Origin of the sequence: Herbidospora solisilvae, from assembly GCF_009901565.1 — a bacterium.
GTDB classification, from domain to species: Bacteria; Actinomycetota; Actinomycetes; order Streptosporangiales; family Streptosporangiaceae; genus Herbidospora; species Herbidospora solisilvae.
This window is the reverse complement of the sequence record NZ_WXEW01000001.1, coordinates 1258410-1282328: the sequence shown is the minus strand read 5'-3', so window position 1 is coordinate 1282328 and position 23919 is coordinate 1258410. Positions and strand designations below refer to the sequence as shown.

Below are 23919 nucleotides of genomic sequence, written 5' to 3'. Positions count from 1 at the left end.
GGTAACGACATGGCCGACCCGAAGGGGTTCCTCACTCACCAGCGTGAGCTGCCCGCCCGCCGCCCGGTGGACGTGCGCATCCGCGACTGGCGCGAGGTCTACGTCGACTTCGCCCCGGAGAAGCTGACCAAGCAGGCCGCGCGCTGCATGGACTGCGGCATCCCGTTCTGCCACAACGGCTGCCCGCTCGGGAACCTCATCCCCGAGTGGAACGACCTGGTCTACCGCGACGACTGGCGCGAGGCGATCGAGCGGCTGCACGCGACCAACAACTTCCCCGAGTTCACCGGCCGCCTGTGCCCGGCTCCGTGCGAGGCGGCCTGCGTGCTCGGCATCAACTCCGACCCGGTGGCGATCAAGCGGGTCGAGGTCGAGATCATCGACCGCGCCTTCGCCGAGGGCTGGGTCACCCCGCAGCCGCCTTCGAACAAGACCGGGAGGAAGGTCGCGGTCGTCGGCTCGGGCCCGGCGGGCCTGGCCGCCGCCCAGCAGCTCACCCGCGCCGGGCACGACGTCGTCGTGTTCGAGCGGGCCGACGCCATCGGCGGGCTGCTCCGGTACGGCATCCCCGAGTTCAAGATGGAGAAGCGGCACATCGACCGCCGCCTCGACCAGATGAGGGCCGAGGGCACCGAGTTCCGCACCGGCGTCGACGTGGGCGTCGACATCACCGCGGCCGAGCTGCGCGAGCAGTTCGACGCGGTCGTCCTGGCCGGTGGCGCCACCGCCTGGCGCGACCTGCCGGTCACCGGGCGCGACGCCGTCGGCGTCTACCAGGCGATGGAGTACCTTCCCCCGGCCAACAAGGCGCTGGCCGACTCGGAGATCAACGCCAAGGGCAAGCACGTCGTGGTCATCGGCGGCGGTGACACCGGCGCCGACTGCATCGGCACCGCGATCCGCCAGGGCGCCCTCTCGGTGACCCAGCTGGAGATCATGCCGATGCCGCCGGAGGCGCGTCCGGCGGGGCAGCCGTGGCCGACGTACCCGATGTTGTTCAAGATGGAGTCGGCCCACGAGGAGCTCGCCGACGGCGGGGGAGCGCGGGTCTACGCCGTCTCCACCACCGAGTTCGTCAAGGACGCCGAGGGCAACCTCCAGGCGGTCAGGGTGGTGGACGTCGAGGGCCCGGCGGCCGGCTTCAAGCCGATCCCCGGCACCGAGCGCGAACTGCCCGCCCAGCTGGTCACCCTGGCGATGGGCTTCGTCGGCCCGCAGCACGCCGGCCTGCTCGACGAGCTGGCCGGGCTGTCGGCCGGGGAGTTCTACGACCCGCGCGGCAACGTCTCCCGCAACCGCGCCTACCACTCGGGCGTCGAGGGCGTCTTCGTGGCCGGTGACATGGGCCGCGGCCAGTCGCTGATCGTGTGGGCCATCGCCGAGGGCCGCTCGGCCGCCGCCGCGGTCGACGAGTACCTCACCGGGGCGACCGCCCTGCCGGTGGCCATCCCGCCGACGGCGCGTCCTTTGGTCTAGTACGTCAAAACGGTGCCCCCTGGTATTCCAGGGGGCACCGTTTCATTGTTTTCCCGATGTGACTCAAGGGCAATTCCGAAATATCTACTTATGCGGAATGCGCGGTGAGTTGCGGACGCCCGGCGGGGTTCGCGAGGATCGGGACGTTCGGAACCAAGGAGGACCGGTGCGTAAGGCAGTATTCGCGGGGTTGGCGCTGACCCTGCTGACCACGGCCTGCGCGGCCTCTCAGGAGACGGCCGCCGTCTCCCAGGACTACCTCGTGTTCTATCCGCCCGGCCAGGGCGGCGCCGCGACCGACGCGGTAGAGGCCGTGGGCGGCGACGTGCTCTCCGAAGACGCCCAGCTCGGTTACCTGGTGGCCCGCGCGGCCCGCCTCCCGTCGGGCCCGGCGATCGTGGGCGTCATGCCCGACCGGCCGATCGGCGAGGTCGCCCGCGTCAAGCCCGCCGCCAAGCCTGTCGCCAGGCCCGCCGCCGGTCCCCGCCGGGCGGCGGTGAAGGACGAACCCCTCGCCGGCCGCCAGTGGGACATGCGGATGATCGGGGCGACCGCGTCGGGGTCGTACAAGAAGCAGATCGGCAACCACAAGGTGCTGGTCGGGGTCATCGACACCGGGATCGACGGCAGGCATCCGGACATCGCGCCCAACTTCAACCGCAAGCTGTCGCGCAACTTCGTCACCGACCGGCCGAAGGACCCCAAGGGCAAGAACCTCGACGGCCCGTGCGAGCACAAGGGCTGCAAGGACCCGGCCGACGTCGACGACGACGGCCACGGGACCCACGTGGCCAGCACGATCGCCTCGCCGCTGAACGGCATCGGCATCGGCGGCGTGGCGCCCGGGGTGTCGCTGGTCAACCTGCGCGCCGGCACCGACTCGGGCTACTTCTTCCTCAAGCCGACCATGGACGCCCTCAAGTACGCCGGCGACAACGGCATCGACGTGGTGAACATGTCGTTCTACGTCGACCCGTGGAACTTCAACTGCCCGGCCAACCCGGCCGACACCCCGGCCCAGCAGTCGGAGCAGAAGGCCATCATCGCGGGCATGACCCGCGCGGTCGCCTACGCCCGCGCCCGCGGCGTGACCCTGGTCAGCGCCATCGGCAACGGCTCCACCGACCTGGGCGACCCGAAGCAGGACACCGGCAGCCCCGACTACCCGTCGGGCGCCGCCAAGTCCCGGAAGATCGACAACACCTGCCTGAACGTCCCGGCCGAGCTGCCCGGCGTGATCGCGGTGACCTCGGTCGGCCCGAGCAAGCGCAAGGCCGTCTACTCCGACTACGGCGCCGAGCAGGCCGACGTGGCCGCCCCCGGCGGCGACACCCTGGACACCGGCACCTCGCTGAAGGGCGCCGCCCGGGAGATCCTGGCCGCCGCCCCCCAGAAGGCGCTGCGGGCCTCGACCTCGATCGACGCCAAGGGGCAGCCGCTGACCTCCTCGGTCATCCGGGAGTGCAAGAACGGCACGTGCTCCTACTACCAGTACCTCGAAGGCACCTCGATGGCCGCCCCGCACGTCGCCGGGGTCGCGGCGCTGCTGGTGGCCCGGTTCGGCAAGCCCGGCAGGGGCGGCCTTGAGCTCGACCCGGCCCGGCTGGAGAGCCTGCTCTACGCCTCCACCTACGACCGCGGCTGCCCGGCCTCGGGCAACTACCGCTACTCGGCCGACGCGACCCACGTCTGCGTCGGCTCCACGGCGAAGAACGGCTTCTACGGAAACGGCATCGTCAGTGCGCTGAAGGCGGTCACGATTCCGGGTACTTAGAGAGGAGATGAGTAGCCGGACGGATTCCGGCCTTCGGTTCTCTTCCTAGGTTCGAGAAATGATTTATCACGTTCTGTGGCAAACCGTGATGGTCGTTCATTTCCTCGTCCTGGCGTACATCGCGCTGGGCGGTTACCTCGCCTGGAAGTGGCCCCGCCTGATCTGGCCCAGTGTGGCGTTCGCGGTCTGGGGCGCGATCCAGCTCACCGGGCTGGTGGAGTGTCCGCTGACGGCGCTGGAGAACTGGGCCCGCGAGCGGGCGGGCGCCCACCTGCTGGAGCCGGGCGGGTTCATCGACACCTACCTGACGGGTGTGGTCTACCCGCCGCGCCACCTCGCGGAGGTCCGCGCCGGGATGGTCGTGGTGATCGCCGTCTCCTGGATCGGGTTCGCGGTCATCCGCCACCGCCGTCAGGTGGCGGGGAAGTCGCAGACCTCGACGGCGTAGTCGAGCAGCTTCTCCTGGACGTCCTTGGGCGGGGTGACGATCATCCGATACGTCTCCCCGCCCTCGGTGTGTCCCCAGACCTGGAACAGGTAGGCCTGCTTGGCCTCCGCGAAGGCGTGCGGGTCGCAGCGGGTGGGCCGGATCGTGACCGGGACCTCCGTCGTGCCGGGCGCGATCTCGGCGACGGGGCGCCTCTTCTCCGGTTCCAGCACGTAGTGCGTCGTGCCGTCGAGGTCGTCGAGGGTCACCGGGCGGGTGGCGGTGACGGTGAGGACCCCTTCGAGGTCGTCGCCCCGTCGGCGGAAGCCGGAGCCGAAGGCGATGGTGGCCGACTGCTTGAGGATGTACTCGCCGCACTCGTACTTCACGAGCCGGGTCAGCAGGTCGTCGGTGACCGGGATCGGGAAGCGGACCTCCCTCGGCGGGGCGTCGCCCACGGCCATCGTGGCGACCACGTCGGTCGGCTGCACCGCCGGGATGGCGCCGGCGTCGCAGCGGGCCCGGCCGTAGGTGATCGGGAAGTCGGTCCGGGGCGTCTTCGGCAGGGTGGTGTCCACCCGCACCGGGGCCGACGGCTCGAACGATCCGGAGTCGAGCCGCAGGTCGGTGATGTGCAGCGGCGTCGAGGTGGTGTTGGTCACCGAGACCTGGATGCGATGGACCGCGACATCCGAACGCCATTGCTGCAACGCGACCGAAACACCGGTAGGCGGTGCGGAGGATTCGGTAGCCTGTCCACCGCACGCGAGGGCGCTCATCAGCGTCAAGACGGCAGCCAACCTCCGGAACCACCCCATAGCGGGACAGGTTAGGACACGTCGGCTATCGCGTGAAGTCATTGACAATTTGGCCACAGCTATGGGCGCCGTCACATTCAAGTGGTCTGGACCAATTAGGCTAGGACTCGTGAGCCGTCGAGCAAAGATCGTCTGTACCCTAGGTCCCGCCACCTCGTCCCCTGAACGGCTGCGGGAACTGATCAGCGCGGGCATGGACGTCGCCCGCTTCAACCTCTCCCACGGCAGTCATGAACTGCACAAAGAGGTCTTCGACCGGGTGCGGGAGGCGGCCGAGGAGCTCGGCCGCGCGGTAGGCGTGCTGGCCGACCTCCAGGGGCCGAAGATCCGGGTGGGCAAGTTCGCCTCCGGCCCGGTCCGCCTCGGCGTCGGTGACATCATCACGATCACCACCGAAGACGTCCCCGGAGACCGCGACCTGGTCTCCACCACCTACGAGGGCCTGCCCGGCGACGTGAAGCCGGGAGACACCGTCCTCGTCGACGACGGCCGTCTCCACCTGGAGGTCGACAAGGTCGAGGGCCCCCGGGTGACCACCCGGGTCGTCATCGGCGGCATGATCTCCGACAACAAGGGCCTCAACCTCCCGGGCGTCGCCGTCAGCGCCCCGGCCCTGACCGAGAAGGACGAGGCGGACCTCCGCTGGGCCCTTCGCACCGGCTTCGACATGATCGCGTTGTCGTTCGTGCGGTCGCCGGAGGACGCCGACATCGTCCACCGCATCATGGACGAAGAGGGCGTGCACCTGCCCATCATCGCCAAGATCGAGAAGCCGCAGGCCGTCGACGCCCTGGAGGCGATCGTCGACCGGTTCGACGGCGTCATGGTCGCCCGCGGCGACCTGGGCGTCGAGCTCCCGCTGGAGCAGGTGCCGATCGTGCAGCGCCGGATCATCGAACTGTGCCGCGAGAAGGCCCACCCGGTCATCGTGGCGACCCAGATGCTCGACTCGATGATGGCCGCCCCCCGGCCGACCCGCGCCGAGGCCTCCGACGTCGCCTACGCCGTCATGGACGGCGCAGACGCGGTCATGCTGTCGGGCGAGACCTCGGTCGGCAACTACCCGATCGAGTCGGTCGCGACGATGGCCCGCATCGCCACCGCCGCCGAGGACTCCACCCTCCACGCGACCCACAACCTCGACCGCCTCCCCGAGTCGACCGGTGGCGCCATCGCCCGCGCCGCCGCCGAGGTCGGCGCCATCGTGGGGGCCAAGGCCCTGGTCGCCTTCACGATGTCCGGCGAGACCGCGCGCCGCCTGGCCCGCTACCGCAGCCCGATCCCGCTGATCGCGTTCACCTCCAACCCGGTGGTCCGCGGCCAGCTCGCGCTGACGTGGGGCGTGGAGACCTTCGAGGTGCCGTTCGTCCACCACACCGACGACATGGTGCGTCAGGTGGAGGCGTCGCTGCTCGCCCTCGGCTCGTTCGAGAAGGGCGACAAGATCGTCATCGTGGCGGGCTCGCCCCCCGGCAACCCCGGGTCGACGAACGCCCTGCGCGTGCACACCATCGGATCGGCCGTGGCCCACCCCAACCTGGGCTGATCCGCATATCCGGAAGGGCCGTCACGTACGACGTGGCGGCCTTTCGGCGTTCCTGGATGTGGGCGACGCCGCGCGCCTGGCCGCGATCACCGCGCGGATCAGGGCATGACGGAGGAGTGCCCCGAGTGGGATTCGAACCCACACTTGATGGATTTTGAGGCCATTGACTCTGCCGTTGGTCTATCGGGGCGTGCGTGGTCCCAATCTAGCGGACGTCGGTAACCTCTTGTGCGTGAGTGGAACGCAGCGGCGAGTGGTGATCGCGGAAGACGAGGCCCTGATCCGCCTCGACCTGAAGGAGATGCTGGAAGAAGACGGTTACGCCGTCGTCGGCGAGGCCGGTGACGGGGAGAGCGCCGTGAAGCTCGCCACCGAGCTCCGGCCGGATCTGGTGATCCTCGATGTGAAGATGCCCGTCCTCGACGGCATCTCGGCCGCCGAGCAGATCGTGTCGGAGCGCATCGCGCCCTGCCTGATCCTGACGGCGTTCTCGCAGCGCGACCTGGTCGAGCGGGCCAGAGACGCCGGGGCGATGGCCTACCTGGTCAAGCCGTTCACCAAGGGCGACCTGGTGCCGGCCATCGAGATGGCGGTCAGCCGCCACGAGGAGATCGCGGCCCTGGAGAGGGAGGTCACCACCCTCTCCGACCGGCTGGAGACCCGCAAGCTGGTCGAGCGGGCGAAGGGCCTGCTCATGGCCCAGCACGGCTGGTCGGAGCCGCAGGCCTTCCGGTGGATCCAGAAGGCCTCGATGGACCGCCGTCTCAGCATGCGGCAGGTCGCCCAGATCGTGGTCGCCGAGGCCGCCGGGCCGCCCGACAAGCAGGCCTGACCGGACCGTGATCCCTCCGGCTCGCGACCGTGCAGGTCAGAGCCGGAGGGGGCGGTGTGTTGAGGACTTATTACGACTCCGCATCCAAGTGTCCACAGTTCAGACGCTTTCCTGGCAAGGCGTCTGCGAGTTATGTACGTTTCCAGCATTCGAACGGGACGGTGTCCTGGTTAAGCCCGGCGTTCCGTTGCATGGATGAAGGAGACACTTCATGATCCGCATTGCCCCCATGGGGCGGGTGCTGGCAGTCGCCGCGGCCGCCAGCCTTGCCCTGACGGCCTGTGGTGGTGGCGAGGAGACGGCCGCGCCGGCCACCTCGGCGCCGGCCACGACCGCCGCCGCTCCCGCCACCTCGGCGGCGGCCGCGGGCGACGGCACCCTCACCATCGGCTCGATCCTTCCCCAGACTGGTGACCTGGCCTTCCTTGGCCCGCCGGAGTTCGCGGGCGTCGACCTGGCCGTGGAAGAGATCAACGCTGCCGGCGGTGTCCTCGGGAAGCCGGTGACCAAGATCCACGCCGACTCCGGTGACGCGAAGACCGACATCGCCTCGCAGTCCGTCGACAACCTGCTGCAGCAGAAGGCCGACGCGATCATCGGTGCGGCTTCGTCGGGTGTGTCCCTCACCGTTATCGACAAGATCGTCAACGCCGGTGTGGTCCAGTTCTCGCCCGCGAACACCTCGCCGGAGTTCACGTCGTACAACGACAAGGGCTTCTACTTCCGGACCGCCCCGTCCGACGTGCTCCAGGGCCGCGTGCTCGGCGACCTGATGATCCAGGACGGCGGCGAGAACATCGCCATCATGAACCGCCAGGACTCCTACGGCACCGGCCTCGCGGCCGAGGTCAAGAAGTCCGTCGAGGGCGGCGGCGGCACCATCGCCGGCGAGGTCGCCTACGACCCGGCCGCTCCCGACTTCTCGGCCGACGTCGCGAAGATCAAGGAAGCCAACCCCGACGCGATCGCGCTGATCTCGTTCGACGAGACCAAGAAGCTCATCCCCGAGCTCGAGAAGCAGGGTCTGGGCCCGGACAAGGTCAAGATCTACTTCGTCGACGGCAACCTCGCCGACTACTCGGCCGACTTCCCCGAGGGTCTGCTCGAGGGCGTCAAGGGCACCCTGCCCGGCGCGGCCTCGGAGGGCAAGTTCAAGGAGAACCTGCTCAAGACCAACCCCGACCTCAAGGACTTCAGCTACGCCCCCGAGTCCTACGACGCCACCGTCCTGATCGCCCTGGCCGCCGAGGCGGGCAAGGACGACTCCGGCACCGGCATCTCGAAGAACCTGGTCGCGGTCAGCAAGGGCGGCACCAAGTGCACCGACTACAAGGCCTGCCTCGACCTGCTGAAGGCCGGCACTGACATCGACTACGACGGCGTCAGCGGCCCGGTCGAGTTCTCCGACGCGGGCGACCCGTCCGAGGCCACGATCGGCATCTACAAGTACGGCAAGGACAACAAGTACACCAACGAGACCTACCTCGCCGGTAAGGTCGACGGCTGATCTTCCCCCGCTCAGCCTGCTTGACCGAGGCCCCCGCCGTCCGGAAGGACAGCGGGGGCCTCAGCCCTTTTGTGCGGGTTCGCGGTGCGGTGCCCTGGTCCTCATCCCCGGCGGTCCTTCGCCGGTCGCCAGGAGGGCACTCAGGGGCGCGGATGCCATGTCACATCGCGCCTACGCGCACGTCTCCTCGATGGCCGTGGCCGCCGCCCGCCACTCCTTCAGCGCCGCCACCGCCTTCTCGTGCGGCGTCGCGGCGGGAACCAGCACCCGGATCGTGCGCTTCAGGGTCGCCGTGTGCTCCGCCAGCCCGGCCGGCAGCCGCTCGCCGTAGCTGAGGATCACGCCCTCCACGTAGGCGATCCGTCCCCGGACGCCCTCGCCGAACTCCTGCGACTCCTCCTGGCCCGCCGGCTTCAGGACGTGTTCGGCGAACCCGAGCGCCGAGACCACCCGCTGGCACGGGTCGTCGGCGGGGTCGGCCCCCGTGACGTACAGATCGGTGGAGGCGGCGGCGGGTGGCGGCGGCGCGGAGGCGCAGGCGGTGAGCAACCCGAGGGCGGCGAGGGCGAGCAGACGGCTGGGCGCCATGGGAACCCCGTTTCTGTACGGAAGCGGAAAAGGCCACCGGGACGACCCGGTGGCCTTTTCGAGGAGCGGAGACGTCAGGCGCGGGCCAGCGTCCCCAGGTAGAGCTCGATGACCTTCGGGTCCTTGATGAGGTCCTTGCCGGAGGCGGTGTAGGCGTTGCGGCCCTGGTCGAGCACGTAGCCGCGGTCACAGATCTGCAGGCAGCGGCGCGCGTTCTGCTCCACCATGATCACGGTCACCCCAGCCCGGTTGATCTGCTGGGCCTGGATGAACACCAGGTCCTGCAGCTTCGGCGACAGACCGGCGGAGGGCTCGTCGAGGAGGAGGACGGACGGCTCGGTCATGAGGGCGCGCCCCATGGCCACCATCTGCCGCTCGCCGCCCGACAGGGAGCCCGCCCGCTGCTTGCGCCGGTCCTTGAGGGCCGGGAAGATCTCGCAGACGAACTCGAAGCGCTCCTTGAACTTCTTGGGCGCCTGGAAGGCGCCCATCTCGAGGTTCTCCTCGACGCTCAGCGACGGGAACACGTTGTTGGTCTGCGGCACGAAGCCGACCCCGCGCTCCACGAGCGCGTGGGCCTTCAGGCCGGTGATGTTCTCGCCCTTGAGGGTGATCGAGCCCGTCCGCACCTCGACGAGGCCGAACAGCGACTTGAGCAGGGTCGACTTGCCGGCGCCGTTGGGGCCGATGATGCCGATCAGCTCGCCCTCGTTCACGTAGAGGTCGGCGCCGTTGAGGATGTTCACGCCCGGCAGGTAGCCGGCGAACAGCTCGTCGCAGCGCAGCAGCGCGTTGCCCGCGGCCGCCACGTGCGCCGAGCGGTCGACGATCGCGTTCGGGTCGGCGGCGCTCATTCCGTGCTCTCCTTGTCGAGTTCGGCCTCGGCCTCGTGGAGCTGCCGCTCCTCCTCCTCGGCCGAGAGCGGGGCGTCGTGGTGGGCGCCGAGGTAGGCGTCCACGACCCGCTCGTCCGACATGACACTGTCGGGCGGCCCCTCGGCGATCACCTCGCCCTGGGCCATCACGATGACCCAGTCGGAGATGTCGCGGACCATGTCCATGTCGTGCTCGACGAACAGCACGCTCATGCCGAGCTCGCGCAGGTTCTTCACGTGGCCGAGCAGCGACTGCGTCAGGGCCGGGTTCACCCCGGCCATCGGCTCGTCGAGCATGACCAGCTGGGGGTCGCCCATGAGGGCGCGGGCCATCTCCAGCAGCTTGCGCTGGCCGCCCGAGAGGCTGCCGGCGAAGTCGTCGCGCTTGGCGTCGAGCTTGAAGCGCTGCAGCAGATCCTCCGCCTTGGCGGTGATCTCGTCCTCCTGGCCGCGCCACAGGCCCGGGATCAGGCCGCGGAAGAAGTTCTCGCCCTTCTGCGACTGGGCGCCCAGGCGCATGTTCTCGATGACCGTGAGCTTCGAGAGCGCCTTGGTGAGCTGGAAGGTGCGGACCATGCCCTGACGGGCGACCTTGTAGGCCGACACGCCGTTCATGGCCTGGCCGTTGAAGGTCCACTGGCCCTCGTCGGCGGTGTCGAAGCCGGTGAGCTGGTTGAAGAACGTCGTCTTGCCGGCGCCGTTGGGGCCGATCAGGGCGGTGATGCTGCCCCGCTGGATCTCGACGTGCTTGACGTTCACGGCGGTCAGACCGCCGAAGCGGCGCACCACGTTGTCGACGACGAGGATCGGGTCGGGCTTGGGGACCCCGGGCTCGGCGGCCATGCCCTCGAACGCCTTGAGGGCCGCCGCCTTTCCGGCCGGGAGCGATTCAGCGTGCATCGATTGAGATCTCCCTCTTGTCCCCGAAGATGCCCTGCGGCCGGTAGATCAGCAGCAGCATGAGTCCGAGTCCGACGAGCATCAGGCGGATCGCGCCGACCTGGTTGACCGTGATGAAGGTGATCGCGCCGCTGTTGACGGCGTTCTCGAGTCCGGTGCCGATGAAGATGAGCAGCAGCCAGAAGACCATCGAACCGACGATCGGGCCCAGGATACGGGCCGCGCCGCCGAGGATCAGCACGGTGTAGGCGTAGAACGTCAGGTCGGTCGAGTACAGATCGGGCTGCACGGCCGACCGGCTCAGGGCGAAGATGAAGCCGCCCAGCGAGCCGATGACGCCACCGATGACCAGTGCCTGCATCTTGTACGAGAACACGTTCTTGCCGAGGCTGCGCACGGCGTCCTCGTCCTCGCGGATGGCCTTGAGCACCCGGCCCCACGGGCTCTTCATCGCCATGAAGAGGATGAACGACGCGATGGCCACGAGCACCCAGCCGACCGTCAGCACCCACATCGACCGGTTGTCGAAACCGATGATCGGCGGGATGCCGTACTCGCCGGGGGGATAGGGGTTCATGTCGTAGAACGAACCCGAGAAGGCCTGGAGGCCGTCGGTGCCGCCGAAGGTGTCCGACAGCGCGACCGACCGCACGACGAGGCGGACGATCTCCGCCGCCGCGATGGTCACGATGGCCAGATAGTCGGCCCGCAACCGCAGGGTCGGGATGCCCAGCAGCAGGGCCATCACGGCGGCCAGCAGCAGGCCGATGCCGACGCCCAGGAAGAAGGGCAGGCCGAAGGTGGCGACGGTCACCGCGATGGCGTACGCGCCGATGGCCAGGAAGCCCGCCTGGCCGAAGTTGAGCAGGCCGGTGTAGCCGAACTGCACGTTGAGGCCGATCGCCGCGAGGGCGTAGATGATGGCCTCGGAGCCGATGCCCGCTTCCACGGCCCGGCTGAAGATGAGTGTCCAGTCCATGTGTGCCTCCTAGCCGATCCGCTCGCGACGGCCGAGGATGCCCTGCGGCCGGACCATGAGCACGATGATCAGCACGACCAGCGCGCCGATGGTCTTCATCTCCGGCGGGATCCACAACGTGGAGACCTGGACGAACATGCCGACGACCAGCGAGCCGACGAGGGCGCCGAACGCGGTGCCCAGGCCGCCGAGGGTGACGCCGGCGAACATCAGGAGCAGGATCTGCTGGCCCATCTGGAAGTTCAGGTTCTGGGTGGTGCCGAGCAGGATGCCCGCCAGCGCCGCGATGCAGGTGCCGGACGCCCAGACGAGCCGGATGACCCGGTCGACGTTGATGCCCGACGAGGAGGCCAGCGCCGGGTTGTCGGCGACCGCGCGGGTCGCCTTGCCCAGCCGGGTGTAGGTCAGCGCGAGACCCACCGCGATCAGCACCACGATCTCGATGCCCATGGCGACGAGGCTCTTGGGCGTGGCCGAGATCGGGCCGATCTGGATGCCGGCCTGGGCGACGTACTGATCGTAGGACTCGCCGCCGCCGCCGAACAGGAACAGCAGCAGGGCCCGCAGGAACAGGGCCAGGCCGATCGAGATGATCATCATCGAGATGAGGCCGGTCTTGCGGCGCCGCAGCTGGCCCCAGAAGAACCGGTCCTGCCCCCAGCCGAAGCCCGCCGCGATCACCAGCGCGATCGGCGCGGCGATCAGCAGGTGCAGGCCGAGGACGGTGTTGAAGAAGAACGCCAGGAAAGCGCCGATGGTGAGCAGCTCACCATGGGCGAAGTTGGTCAAACCGGTCGTACCGAAGATCAGGGAGAGCCCGACCGCGCCGAGCGCGATGATCAGGCCGAGGTTGAGGCCCTCGAACACGAGCTGGGCCACACGGGTCCAATAGGAGCTGCCACCGCCCCCGTCACCCTGCTGCCCCTGGGGCGGGGCGTTGGCGTCGACCAATCCGAACAGCACGTTACGCGCGTTGCCCTCGAAAACCTGGACGGTCAGCGTCCCACGGTTGGGGTCTCGCAGCGCTTTCCCTGCGGGAAGGGTGGCCTGGTCCAGCGTGACCTTGTAGGAACCGGCCTTGTCGACGGCGACTTTCCACGTCCCGTCCGCTCCGGTCGTGGCCTCTCCGACGGGCGCGTCAGCGTCGGTCGCCACGGTGATTTTCACGCCTGCTACAGGCTGGCCTTGGATTCTGAGTGTGCCTCTGACTTCTTCGCCTTCGGCCGCCCACGCTGTGGACGCTCCGGCCAAGAAGACGAAGATGAGTCCACCCATGAAGGCCGTGAACGCGATCACGGCTCTGCGCAATGGTGCTCCTCGTAGGTCATGACGGGGTTGTGCCTCGCCATCCCGAACACGGGACACCGCGATAGGTCCACGGTGTAATGGCCGGAGCATAGAGCCGAACGCCCGTTTACGGACAGTTCGTCACCAATCGGTGACCTGCCTGTGTCGTGTGCGTTTTGCATCGTCCCCGCAGGTGGGGGTGGCCGAACCGGGGAACGGGAAGGGCCCGTGGCCGGCCTTTGGGGCCGTGCAGAGCTTCCCCGGCGCTGCACGTTGTCTACTCAGCCCGCCACGGGCCCCTGGGAAAGACAGTAGCGACAGCGGTGGCCCCTGTGCAGGGTGATGCCGCTTTGTGATGTCCGGATGTCAGGACGGCGCGTGATCGCGAAGCATGCAGGTCAGCCGCGAGGTGCACACCGTGCGGCCCTCGTCGTCGACCACCTCGATCTGGTACGTCGCCAGCGTGCGCCCCCGGTGCAGGGGTATGGCGGTCCCGGTGACGTGGCCCGACCTGGCCGACCGGTGGTGGGTCGCGTTGATCTCGATGCCGACCGCGGCCCGGCCCTCGCCGGCCTGGAACATCGCCGCGATCGAGCCGACCGTCTCGGCCAGCACCACCGAGGCGCCGCCGTGCAGCAGCCCGTACGGCTGGGTGTTCCCCTCGACCGGCATCCTGGCGACCACCTTCTCCGCGGTGACCTCGAGGAACTCGATGCCCATCCGGTCGGGCAGATGGCCCGTTCCGGCGGCGTTCATCAGCGCGACGAGCTCTTGGGTCAAGGCTCTTCCTTTCCGGGTGGTTCTGTCGTAGGGGGAGACTAGGCTCTGAGCGTGCCGAAGACCGAAGAGACCCCCCGTTTGCTGCTGCTGGACGGCCACTCGCTGGCCTACCGGGCGTTCTACGCGCTGAAGGACGCCAACCTCATGACGACCGACGGCCAGCACACCGAGGCGGTCTACGGCTTCCTGTCGATGCTGACCAACATCCTGCGCGACGAGACGCCCACCCACCTGGTGGTCTGCTTCGACCGCAGCGAGCCGACCTTCCGTCACGAGGCCTTCGCCGACTACAAGGCCAACCGGTCCGAGACGCCCGAAGACTTCCGCGGCCAGATGCTGCTGATCCACGAGCTGCTCGACACCCTCAAGGTGCCCCACCTGTCCCTGGCGGGCTTCGAGGCCGACGACCTGATCGCCACCCTGGCCACCCGCGCCGCCGGCGAGGGCATGGACGTTTTGATCGTCACCGGCGACCGTGACGCGCTCCAGCTCGTCGACACGAAGGTCACCGTTTTGATGACCCGCCGGGGCATCAGCGACATGACCCGGTTCACCCCCGAGGCCGTCGCCGAGAAATACGGCCTGACGCCGAACCAGTATCCCGACTTCGCCGCCCTGCGCGGCGACCCCAGCGACAACCTGCCGTCCATCCCCAGCGTGGGGGAGAAGACCGCGACCAAGTGGATCAGCGAGTTCGGCTCGCTCGACGAGCTGGTGCGCCGGGCCGACGAGGTCAAGGGCAAGGTCGGCGACAAGCTGCGCGAGCACCTCGGCCAGGTCATCCACAACCGCATGCTCACCGAGCTGCGCCGCGACGTCGCCATCGACGTCGAGCCGGCCGCCCTGACCATGGGCCAGTGGGACCGCGAGGAGATCAACAAGCTTCTGGACAGCCTCCAGATCCGGGGCGAGCTGCGCGAGCGCCTGTTCAAGGTGCTCGGCACGGCCGAGCCCGAGGTCCAGGGGGGCTTCGAGGCCGACATCGTCACCCTTCAGCCCGGCGGCGTGGCCGCCTGGCTCGGCGCGCTCCCGGCCGGCCGCACCGGCCTGGCCTTCGCCGGGGCGTGGGGCAGCGGCACCGGCCGCATCGACGCCATGGCCTTCGCGGCGGCCGGCGGCTCGGCCGCCTACCTCGACCTGACCCGGCTGACCGCCGACGACGAGGCCGACCTGGCCGCCTGGCTGGCCGACGAGACGATCGAGAAGGCCGTCCACGACAGCAAGGGCCCGCTGCTCGGCCTGTGGGCGCAGGGCCTCGACCTGCGCGGCCTCACCTGCGACACCGCCCTGGCCGCCTACCTGGCGATGCCCGGCCAGCGCTCGTTCCCGCTCGACGACCTGGTGCTGCGCTACCTCCACCGCACCCTTGAGAACACCGCCGAGGCCAACGGCCAGACCAGCCTGTTCGACGACGCCGACGACACCGCCGCCCGCGACCTGGCGATGAAGGCCGTGGCCGTGCTCGACCTGGCCGAGGCCCTGGAGAACCACCTGTCCCAGCGCGGCGGCGCCCGCCTGGTGACCGAGGTCGAGCTCCCGCTGGTCCGGGTGCTGGCCGAGATCGAGAGGGCCGGCATCGCCGCCGACGCCCAATACCTCGCCGCGCTGGAGGCCGAGTTCGCCGCCGCCGTGAAGATGGCCGTCGACGCCGCCCACGCGGCGGTGGGGGAGCAGTTCAACCTCGGCTCGCCCAAGCAGCTCCAGGAGATCTTCTTCGAGCGGCTCAACCTGCCGAAGACCAAGAAGATCAAGACCGGCTACAGCACCGACGCCGACCAGCTCGCCTGGCTGGCCACCCAGACCGAGCACGAGCTCCCCACGATCATGCTCCGCCACCGCGACCAGCAGAAGCTGCGCACCACGGTCGAGGGCCTGATCAAGGAGATCGCCGACGACGGCCGCATCCACACCACGTTCAACCAGATCATCGCCGCGACCGGCCGCCTGTCCTCGGAGAAGCCGAACCTCCAGAACATCCCGATCCGCACCTCCGAGGGCCGCCGCATCCGCAAGGGCTTCGTGGTCGGCCCCGGCTACGAGACCCTGCTGACGGCCGACTACAGCCAGATCGAGCTGCGCATCATGGCCCACCTGAGCGGCGACCGCTCGCTGATCGAGGCCTTCGGCTCGGGCCACGACTTCCACGCCGCCACCGCCGCCAAGGTCTTCGACACCACGCCAGAGGCGGTCACGGGCGAGATGCGCGCCAAGATCAAGGCGATGAACTACGGCCTGGCCTACGGCCTGAGCGACTTCGGCCTCTCGGGCCAGCTCAACATCCCGGTGGCCGAGGCCCGCGCCCTGAAAGACGAATACTTCGAGGAGTTCGGCGGCATCCGCGACTTCCTCAACGACATCGTCGCCCAGGCCCGCACCGACGGCTACACCTCCACCATCCTCGGCCGCCGCCGCTACCTGCCCGACCTGACGAGCGACAACCGCCAGCGCCGCGAGATGGCCGAGCGCATGGCCCTCAACGCCCCCATCCAGGGCAGCGCCGCCGACATCATCAAGGTGGCGATGCTCAACGTGCAGCGGGCCATCGCCGGCATGCGCTCCCGCATGCTCCTCCAGGTCCACGACGAACTCGTCTTCGAGGTCCACCCCGGCGAGCTCGACGACCTCCGCCAGGTCGTCGTGAAGGAGATGGCCGCGGCCTACGAACTGACCGTGCCCCTCGACGTCTCGGTCGGCGTCGGCCCCAACTGGGAAGACGCCGGCCACTAGAAACTTCTTTCCGTTACGGCTCCGCCTGCCCGGCGCCGGCCACCGCCCCCGGTTCGCGCCGCTCCCGGTGCCGACCGGGCGCGCCCGCCTCGCCCCGAGACGGGCTATGTGGGCCTTTCGCCTCCTTCTGGAACGTGATCACGACTAGGGTCAGATGATTGTGCGGAAGGTTGTCTCCCTGACCGGTGTGGCCAACGTCGTGGTGGTCACGCTGGGCTTGATCGCGCTCTCGCTCATGCACGGACCGGCCGCTCCGCCCCGCGGCGGCGTGCCCCACACCGAGGCCCTGAAGAAGCCCGAGCAGAGCCAAGAGGCCCCGCCCCAGCCCGTGTTACCCGGGTTCGCGCTGCCCGCCCCCGTGAAGGCCACCGAGGAGTCGGCCCGGAAGGCGAAGGCCAACGAGGTCGGGCTCGTGCCGGTGCTCATGTACCACCGCATCCGCTGGGACCGCAGCGCCTCCATCGACCGCACCCCCAAGCAGTTACGGGTGGAGCTGGAGCGGCTGGCGCGGGCCGGCTACGTGCCCGTCACCGCGGCCGAGTTCGTCGAGGGCCGGATGGACGTCGCCGCCGGGGCCCACCCGGTCGTGCTCACCTTCGACGACGGCAACCCCAGCCACTTCGCGCTCGGCGCCGACGGGCTCCCGGCGAAGGACACCGCCGTCGAGATCATCCTCGCGGTGGCCAAGAAGTACTCCTCTTTCCGTCCGGTCGCCACCTTCTACGTCAACCGCGAGCCCTTCGGCCTCAAGGGCACGGACGCCCAGAAGGCGGGGGTGCGGTGGCTGATGGACCACGGCTTCGAGGTGGCCAACCACACCTACGCCCACAAGGACCTGCGGAGCCTGTCCAACAAGAAGGTCAGCGAGCAGATCGTCCGGGGCGAGCGGCTGCTCAGGCAACTGGGAGTGGAAGATTTCTCCACGTTCGCCCTTCCGTTCGGCTCCCGCCCCCGGAAGGGGTCGCTGGGCCGCGGCGGGTCGTGGGACGGCGACGAGTACCGGTACGAGGGCGTGTTCCTGGCCGGGGCCGAACCGTCGAAGTCGCCCTTCGCCAAGGGCTACGACGCCCGTCAGATCCAGCGGATCCAGTCGAACGGGCTGGCCGGCGACTGCCGCAAGTGGTGCTCGACCTACTGGCTCAAGTGGCTCGACGAGCACCCCGGCGAGCGCTACACGGCCGACGGCGACCCGGAGACTCTCTCTGTGCCGCGCCAACTTCGCGCCAAAGTTGCGTCAAAGCGTGGCAAAAAGGTTATCTACTATTAAGCTGCGTCCCGGGCCTCCGGATTGACCCCGCTCGCCTGGTCTCATATGCTGATCGCTGCGCTGTGGGCTCGCGCGCGCCTCGAAGGGAGCGGGCTCGCGCTCGCTCAATCCTGATCCCCGGCTTGAACGAAGCAGGCCTGCTGCGCCTCGACACAACGACATCTGTCCGGTTCGGAGCAATTCCACACATGACGAGCAGCACTGAGGCCACCTCGAACACCCCGCAGGTAGCGGTCAACGACATCGGTTCCGAGGAGGCCTTCCTCGCCGCGATCGACGAGACCATCAAGTACTTCAACGATGGCGACATCGTCGAAGGCACCGTCGTCAAGGTCGATCGAGACGAGGTCTTGCTCGACATCGGCTACAAGACCGAGGGTGTCATCCCCTCGCGCGAGCTTTCGATCAAGCACGACGTCGACCCCGCTGAGGTCGTCGAGGTCGGCGAGCACGTCGAGGCCCTGGTTCTCCAGAAGGAGGACAAGGAAGGCCGTCTGATCCTGTCCAAGAAGCGCGCCCAGTACGAGCGCGCCTGGGGCACGATCGAGAAGATCAAGGACGAGGACGGCATCGTCACCGGCACGGTCATCGAAGTTGTCAAGGGTGGTCTCATCCTCGACATCGGCCTGCGTGGCTTCCTCCCGGCGTCCCTGGTCGAGATGCGCCGCGTGCGCGACCTGCAGCCCTACGTCGGCCGTGAACTCGAGGCCAAGATCATAGAGCTCGACAAGAACCGCAACAACGTGGTTCTGTCGCGCCGTGCCTGGCTGGAGCAGACCCAGTCCGAGGTCCGCCAGACCTTCCTCAACACCCTCCAGAAGGGCCAGGTCCGCAAGGGCGTCGTGTCCTCGATCGTCAACTTCGGCGCCTTCGTCGACCTTGGCGGCGTCGACGGTCTGGTCCACGTGTCCGAGCTGTCCTGGAAGCACATCGACCACCCCTCCGAGGTCGTCGAGGTCGGCCAGGAGGTCACGGTCGAGGTCCTCGACGTCGACATGGAGCGCGAGCGCGTCTCCCTGTCGCTCAAGGCGACCCAGGAAGACCCGTGGCAGCAGTTCGCCCGCACCCACCAGATCGGCCAGGTCGTGCCCGGCCGCGTCACCAAGCTGGTGCCGTTCGGCGCGTTCGTCCGGGTCGAGGAGGGCATCGAGGGCCTGGTCCACATCTCCGAGCTGGCCGAGCGCCACGTGGAGATCCCGGAGCAGGTCGTCCAGGTCGGCGACGAGATCTTCGTGAAGATCATCGACATCGACCTCGACCGTCGTCGGATCAGCCTGTCGCTCAAGCAGGCCAACGAGGGCGCCGGCGTCGACGTCGAGTTCGACCCGACCCTCTACGGCATGGCCGCGACCTACGACGACCAGGGCAACTACATCTACCCCGAGGGCTTCGACGCCGAGACCGGCGAGTGGCTCGAGGGCTTCGACAAGCAGCGCGAGGAGTGGGAGCGGCAGTACGCCGAGGCCCAGGCCCGCTTCGAGGCGCACAAGAAGCAGGTCGAGCAGGCCCGCGCCGAAGACGCCGAGGCCAGCGAGGCCGCGCCGTCGTCCTACAGCGGCGAGACCCAGACGACCAGCCAGTCGACCGGTGGCGCTCTCGCCTCCGACGAGGCGCTGGCCGCTCTCCGCGAGAAGCTCGCGGGTGGCCAGAGCTAAGTAGCTCGACGAAGGGCCCCGTCCACCTCGGTGGCGGGGCCTTTTGTTTCCCTGTTCAGGATCTACTTTGTAAAGGCGCCCGGCCCGGTAGTGTGGCGCGATGGTCATCATCGAGCGCGCCGAGTCTCTCGACGCCGGGGAGATCCTCACCCTCCAGCGCGCCGCCTACGTCAGCGAGGCCCAGCTCTACGGCGACCCCTTCATCGCCCCGCTGGTCGAGTCGCTGGAACAACTCCGCAAGGCCGTCGAGAGCGCCGTCGTGCTCAAGGCCGTCGACGACGGCCGCGTCGTGGGGGCCGTCCGCGGCCTGGTCGCCGACGTGACCCCCGGCACGGGCACCGGCCGGGCCTGCGTCGTCGGGCGCCTGGTCGTGGCCCCCGACCGCCAGGGCGAGGGCATCGGCACCGCCCTGCTGGAGGCTCTGCACGAGCGGGTGGCCGCGGAGCACCCCGACGTCCGCGCCTTCGACCTGTTCACCGGCCATCTGTCCGACGCCAACCTGCGCCTCTACAAGCGTCTCGGCTATGGGGAGACCCGTCGCGAACGGGTGCAGGACCATCTGACGATGGTGCACATGCGACGGGTCGTCGAGCCGTGAGGATCGGGCTCACCGGCGGCATCGGGTCGGGCAAGAGCGAGGTCAGCCGGCGGCTGGGCGAGCGCGGCGCGGTCGTGATCGACGCCGACAAGATCGCCCGGGAGGTCGTCGAGCCGGGGACCGAAGGGCTGGCCGAGATCGTCGCGGCCTTCGGCGAGGACGTGCTGCGCGCCGACGGCTCGCTCGACCGGGAGAAGCTGGGCTCGATCGTCTTCTCCGACGCGGACCGGCTGGCGATCCTCAACGGGATCGTGCACCCGAAGGTCGGCGCGCGTGTCCAGGAACTTCTGGACGACGTGCCGGAGGATGGCCTGGTGGTCTACGACGTGCCGCTCCTGGCGGAGAACAAGCTGGCTCCCACCTTCGACAAGGTGATCGTCGTCGACACGGCCGACGAGGTCCGGATCAGGCGGCTGGGGGAGAGTCGGAGGATGTCCGAGGCCGACGCCCGGGCCCGGATCGCGGCACAGGCGACGCGGGAGGAGCGGCTGGCGGTCGCCGACTTCGTGATCGACAACAACGGGGCGCTCGACGAGCTCGACCGCCAGATCGACGAGGTGTGGGCCCGGCTGACGTCAGGCTGAGGCCGGGTCCCGGGCGGTTGCTGCCGAGCCGGACGCCCGGCTGGGACGGAGAACGGCCTCCGCCCCCGCGGAAGCCGTACCGACGAACCGAAGTCTTTAGAACCAGCCGCGGCGCTGGGCCATCTGGTGGAGGCCGTTGTTGAGGGCCTGCTCCGCCGCGTTCAGGTTGCCGTTGAGGGGCACCGTGAAGCGGTTGTAGGTGTCGTGGCTGGAGCTCATGAAGCCGCCGCGCTTGTCGGCCTCCAGGATGACGTCCATCGAGTGGGGGTTGGTGATGAAGGTCAGTTCGAGGGCGTTGAAGTGGCGGCTCCACTGCGGGCCGGCGTAGTACTCGATCTCCTGGAAGAACGGCATGCGCGAGCCCTGGAGGGTGCCGCGCTCGAGGTCGGCCTTGCTGAACCGGAAACCCTGGCGGTCGAGCGCCATGATCAGGTGCTCCTGGATGGGGAGCGGGGTGACGAACAGCGGGTCGAGGTCGCCCTTGTCGAGGGCGCCGGCGAGGGACAGTTCGGTCTTCACGCCGAGCTTCATGCCGCGCAGCGGGTGGCCGCCGATGGCGCTGATCGGGGTCTCCCACGGGACCGGGATCTGGAACGGCGCGGAGTGGCGGGCGCCGGCGGTCAGGTGGAACGGGCCGGCCACCTGCTGGCGCAGGAAGCTGTAGGTGGCGTTGTACTCGCTGTCGCCGCTCTCGACCTCGACGACGGCGGTGAAGTCGATGAAGATGCCCTCGACGTTGTAGTCGCTGCCGCCACCCACGAAGTTGACCTGGCCGGAGAGGGTGTCGCCGGGACGGACGGTCGAGGTGGCGAGGATGGTGTCGACCTCGACGCCGGCGCCGAAGGCGGCCATGAGCTTGCGGAAGACCATTTCAGGAGGCTCCTACTAATTTGTGACGGTTGATCGCTTCAACGGCCGGTTCGTGCCGCCGGGTTCCCCAACCTGGTGCGAACGTAACCTAACGATGCTGACTTGCCGCCCGCTTGCAAACGGGTGACCCCGGAATTGTCGGTGGGGGCGCGTAGGTTATGGAGGCGTGAGGCCGGTAACAGATTTGCAGCGCAAGGTGGCGCCCTTCCAGGTCGTCACAGAGATGTCGCCGTCCGGTGACCAGCCGTCGGCCATCGCCGACCTTGAGCGCCGTGTGAACGCGGGCGACAAGGACACCGTCGTCCTCGGCGCGACCGGAACCGGTAAGACCGCGACCGTGGCCTGGCTGGTGGAGAGGCTCCAGCGGCCCGCCCTGGTGATGCAGCCCAACAAGACGCTCGCGGCCCAGTTCGCCAACGAGCTGCGCGAGATGCTGCCCAACAACGCGGTCGAATACTTCGTCAGCTACTACGACTACTACCAGCCCGAGGCCTACGTCCCGCAGAGCGACACCTACATCGAGAAGGACTCCTCGATCAACGAGGAGGTCGAGCGGCTGCGCCACTCGGCCACCAACTCGCTGCTGACCCGCCGCGACACGATCGTGGTCGCCTCGGTGTCGTGCATCTACGGCCTGGGCACCCCGCAGGAATACGTCGACCGCATGCTGCGCCTGAAGGTCGGCCAGGAGATCGAGCGCGACCGCCTGCTCCGCCGCCTGGTCGACATGCAGTACGCCCGCAACGACCTCGCCTTCACCCGGGGCACCTTCCGGGTCCGCGGCGACACGATCGAGATCATCCCTCAGTACGAGGAACTCGCCGTCCGCATCGAGATGTTCGGCGACGAGGTCGAGAAGCTCGCCACGCTCCACCCGCTCACGGGTGAGGTGATCACCGAGGACGACGAGCTCTACATCTTCCCGGCGTCCCACTACGTGGCCGGTCCCGAGCGCATGGAGCGCGCGATCAACGGCATCGAGGCCGAGTTGTCGCAGCGCCTGGCCGAGCTGGAGGGCCAGAACAAGCTGCTGGAGGCCCAGCGGCTGCGCATGCGCACGACCTACGACATCGAGATGATGCGCCAGATCGGCTCGTGCTCCGGCATCGAGAACTACTCCCGCCACATCGACGGCCGCGAGGCCGGCTCGGCGCCCTACACCCTGCTCGACTACTTCCCCGAAGACTTCCTGCTGGTCCTCGACGAGTCCCACCAGACCGTCCCGCAGATCGGCGCGATGTACGAGGGCGACGCCTCCCGCAAGCGCACCCTGGTCGACCACGGGTTCCGGCTGCCGTCGGCGATGGACAACCGGCCGCTGAAGTGGGAGGAGTTCCTGGAGCGCATCGGCCAGACGGTCTACCTGTCGGCCACGCCGGGCCCCTACGAGATGGGCCGCTCGAAGGGCGAGTTCGTCGAGCTGGTCATCCGTCCGACGGGCCTGGTCGACCCCGAGGTCGTGATCAAGCCCACGAAGGGCCAGATCGACGACCTGATGGAGGAGATCCGCGCCCGCGCCGAGCGCGACGAGCGGGTCCTGGTCACCACGCTGACCAAGAAGATGTCCGAAGACCTGACCGACTACCTGCTGGAGAACGGCATCCGGGTCCGCTACCTGCACAGCGAGGTCGACACGCTGCGGCGCATCGAGCTGCTGCGCGAGCTGCGGGTGGGCGAGTTCGACGTCCTGGTCGGCATCAACCTTCTGCGTGAAGGCCTCGACCTGCCCGAGGTCTCGCTGGTGGCCATCCTCGACGCCGACAAGGAGGGCTTCCTCCGGTCGGAGACGTCCCTGATCCAGACGATCGGCCGAGCGGCCCGCAACGTCTCGGGCCAGGTCCACATGTACGCCGACAAGATCACCCCCAGCATGGAGCGGGCGATCGACGAGACCAACCGCCGCCGGGCCAAGCAGATCGCCTACAACGAGGCGGCCGGCATCGACCCCCAGCCGCTCCGCAAGAAGATCGCCGACATCCTCGACTCGCTGAACCGCGAAGACGCCGACACGGCCGAGCTGCTCGGCGGCGGGGGTCGTCAGCAGTCGCGCGGCAAGGCTCCCGTGCCGGGCCTGAAGTCCCGCCAGGCGGGCCAGCACGCCAAGGCGATCGTGGGCGAGATGCCCCGGGCACAGCTCGAATCCCTGGTCGAGTCGCTGACCGAGCAGATGCACGCGGCGGCGGCCGACCTGCAGTTCGAGGTCGCGGCCCGGCTGCGCGACGAGATCAAGGAACTCAAGCGCGAGGTACGTGACATGAAGACGGCCGGAGTCGGGTGACCCCAGCGCCCGGCGTGGGCCTGTGAGTGAGGCGGTCGACTACGACATGGCCCGTCGGGTGGCCCGTGCACCCGACGGGGAACTAGTAAAGCTGGCTCGCTTATGACGCGGCCGCGCCCGGGTGATCCGGACACCCGGCGGGAACTGGTTGA

20 protein-coding genes and 1 tRNA gene are annotated in these 23919 nt (G+C 68.8%); 12 read left to right on the top strand and 9 right to left on the bottom strand.

All coding sequences use genetic code 11. The features are described from left to right. Positions 1-9: 9 nt before the first annotated feature. The 3 genes from GT755_RS05455 (at position 10) to GT755_RS05445 (ending at position 3698) form a co-directional block, all read left to right on the top strand. Positions 10-1476, top strand: a complete 1467-nt coding sequence (locus GT755_RS05455; RefSeq protein WP_161478548.1) for a glutamate synthase subunit beta — start codon at positions 10-12, stop codon at positions 1474-1476. A 166-nt stretch (positions 1477-1642) separates the two neighbouring features. Then, the gene (locus GT755_RS05450) at positions 1643-3250 is read left to right on the top strand and encodes a S8 family peptidase (RefSeq protein ID WP_328794177.1); all 1608 of its coding nucleotides are present in this window, start codon (positions 1643-1645) and stop codon (positions 3248-3250) included. A gap of 58 nt (positions 3251-3308) precedes the next feature. Further along, complete coding sequence (locus GT755_RS05445) at positions 3309-3698, top strand: DUF2784 domain-containing protein (RefSeq protein WP_161478546.1); 390 nt, start codon at positions 3309-3311, stop codon at positions 3696-3698. Here the strand turns inward: GT755_RS05445 and GT755_RS05440 are convergent. Beyond that, complete coding sequence (locus GT755_RS05440; protein WP_161478545.1) at positions 3662-4339, bottom strand: hypothetical protein; 678 nt, start codon at positions 4337-4339, stop codon at positions 3662-3664. The two genes, GT755_RS05445 and GT755_RS05440, sit on opposite strands and share 37 nt — an antisense overlap. A gap of 265 nt (positions 4340-4604) precedes the next feature. Here GT755_RS05440 and pyk point away from each other — a divergent pair, with 265 nt between their 5' ends. Further along, entirely contained in the window at positions 4605-6041 is a 1437-nt protein-coding gene (pyk, locus tag GT755_RS05435; RefSeq protein WP_161478544.1) for a pyruvate kinase, read from the top strand. A 117-nt stretch (positions 6042-6158) separates the two neighbouring features. Here pyk and GT755_RS05430 read toward each other — a convergent pair. After that, positions 6159-6231, bottom strand: a tRNA-Leu gene (locus GT755_RS05430). Between the two features lie 36 nt (positions 6232-6267). Between GT755_RS05430 and GT755_RS05425 the strand changes: the two genes are divergently transcribed. Continuing rightward, on the top strand, positions 6268-6873 hold the full coding sequence (locus tag GT755_RS05425) for an ANTAR domain-containing response regulator (RefSeq protein WP_202609586.1): 606 nt from the start codon (positions 6268-6270) through the stop codon (positions 6871-6873). Between the two features lie 211 nt (positions 6874-7084). After that, positions 7085-8380: an ABC transporter substrate-binding protein gene (locus GT755_RS05420; protein ID WP_161478543.1), complete on the top strand. Its 1296-nt coding sequence runs from the start codon at positions 7085-7087 to the stop codon at positions 8378-8380. A 171-nt stretch (positions 8381-8551) separates the two neighbouring features. On the opposite strand, the gene GT755_RS05415 is transcribed toward GT755_RS05420, so the two are convergent. The 6 genes from GT755_RS05415 to GT755_RS05390 all read right to left on the bottom strand — a co-directional run bounded on the left by GT755_RS05415 (position 8552) and on the right by GT755_RS05390 (position 13764). Continuing rightward, positions 8552-8968 (bottom strand): hypothetical protein, encoded by a 417-nt coding sequence (locus tag GT755_RS05415; RefSeq protein WP_161478542.1) that lies wholly within the window; start codon positions 8966-8968, stop codon positions 8552-8554. 74 nt (positions 8969-9042) lie between these two features. Next, a complete protein-coding gene (locus GT755_RS05410) occupies positions 9043-9822 on the bottom strand; it encodes an ABC transporter ATP-binding protein (RefSeq protein WP_161478541.1) in 780 nt (259 codons plus the stop codon). Then, a complete protein-coding gene (locus GT755_RS05405) occupies positions 9819-10742 on the bottom strand; it encodes an ABC transporter ATP-binding protein (RefSeq protein WP_161478540.1) in 924 nt (307 codons plus the stop codon). Before GT755_RS05405 ends, GT755_RS05410 begins: the two co-directional genes overlap by 4 nt. Then, on the bottom strand, positions 10732-11721 hold the full coding sequence (locus tag GT755_RS05400) for a branched-chain amino acid ABC transporter permease (protein WP_161478539.1): 990 nt from the start codon (positions 11719-11721) through the stop codon (positions 10732-10734). The genes GT755_RS05405 and GT755_RS05400 overlap by 11 nt, the downstream gene beginning before the upstream one ends. A 9-nt stretch (positions 11722-11730) precedes the next feature. After that, positions 11731-12888 carry a branched-chain amino acid ABC transporter permease gene (locus GT755_RS05395; RefSeq protein WP_328794176.1) on the bottom strand — a complete coding sequence of 386 codons (1158 nt, stop codon included), beginning with the start codon at positions 12886-12888 and terminating at the stop codon, positions 11731-11733. A 486-nt stretch (positions 12889-13374) separates the two neighbouring features. Then, the gene (locus GT755_RS05390) at positions 13375-13764 is read right to left on the bottom strand and encodes a PaaI family thioesterase (RefSeq protein ID WP_161478696.1); all 390 of its coding nucleotides are present in this window, start codon (positions 13762-13764) and stop codon (positions 13375-13377) included. Positions 13765-13839: 75 nt separating this feature from the next. On the opposite strand from GT755_RS05390, the gene polA reads away from it, so the two are divergent. The 5 genes from polA (at position 13840) to coaE (ending at position 20619) form a co-directional block, all read left to right on the top strand. Continuing rightward, positions 13840-16515: a DNA polymerase I gene (polA, locus tag GT755_RS05385; protein WP_161478538.1), complete on the top strand. Its 2676-nt coding sequence runs from the start codon at positions 13840-13842 to the stop codon at positions 16513-16515. Between the two features lie 160 nt (positions 16516-16675). Continuing rightward, complete coding sequence (locus tag GT755_RS05380) at positions 16676-17782, top strand: polysaccharide deacetylase family protein (protein WP_328794175.1); 1107 nt, start codon at positions 16676-16678, stop codon at positions 17780-17782. Between the two features lie 188 nt (positions 17783-17970). Further along, entirely contained in the window at positions 17971-19437 is a 1467-nt protein-coding gene (gene rpsA / locus GT755_RS05375) for a 30S ribosomal protein S1 (protein WP_030450235.1), read from the top strand. Positions 19438-19537: 100 nt separating this feature from the next. After that, complete coding sequence (locus GT755_RS39220; RefSeq protein ID WP_161478536.1) at positions 19538-20035, top strand: GNAT family N-acetyltransferase; 498 nt, start codon at positions 19538-19540, stop codon at positions 20033-20035. Between the two features lie 2 nt (positions 20036-20037). Continuing rightward, a complete protein-coding gene (gene coaE, locus GT755_RS39215) occupies positions 20038-20619 on the top strand; it encodes a dephospho-CoA kinase (protein WP_328794191.1) in 582 nt (193 codons plus the stop codon). Positions 20620-20715: 96 nt separating this feature from the next. Here coaE and GT755_RS05360 read toward each other — a convergent pair whose 3' ends face one another. Beyond that, positions 20716-21489, bottom strand: coding sequence for a sporulation protein (locus tag GT755_RS05360; protein ID WP_161478534.1), 774 nt, complete (start codon positions 21487-21489; stop codon positions 20716-20718). 166 nt (positions 21490-21655) lie between these two features. Between GT755_RS05360 and uvrB the strand changes: the two genes are divergently transcribed. Further along, positions 21656-23767 carry an excinuclease ABC subunit UvrB gene (gene uvrB / locus GT755_RS05355; protein ID WP_161478533.1) on the top strand — a complete coding sequence of 704 codons (2112 nt, stop codon included), beginning with the start codon at positions 21656-21658 and terminating at the stop codon, positions 23765-23767. The last annotated feature ends 152 nt before the right edge of the window (positions 23768-23919 follow it).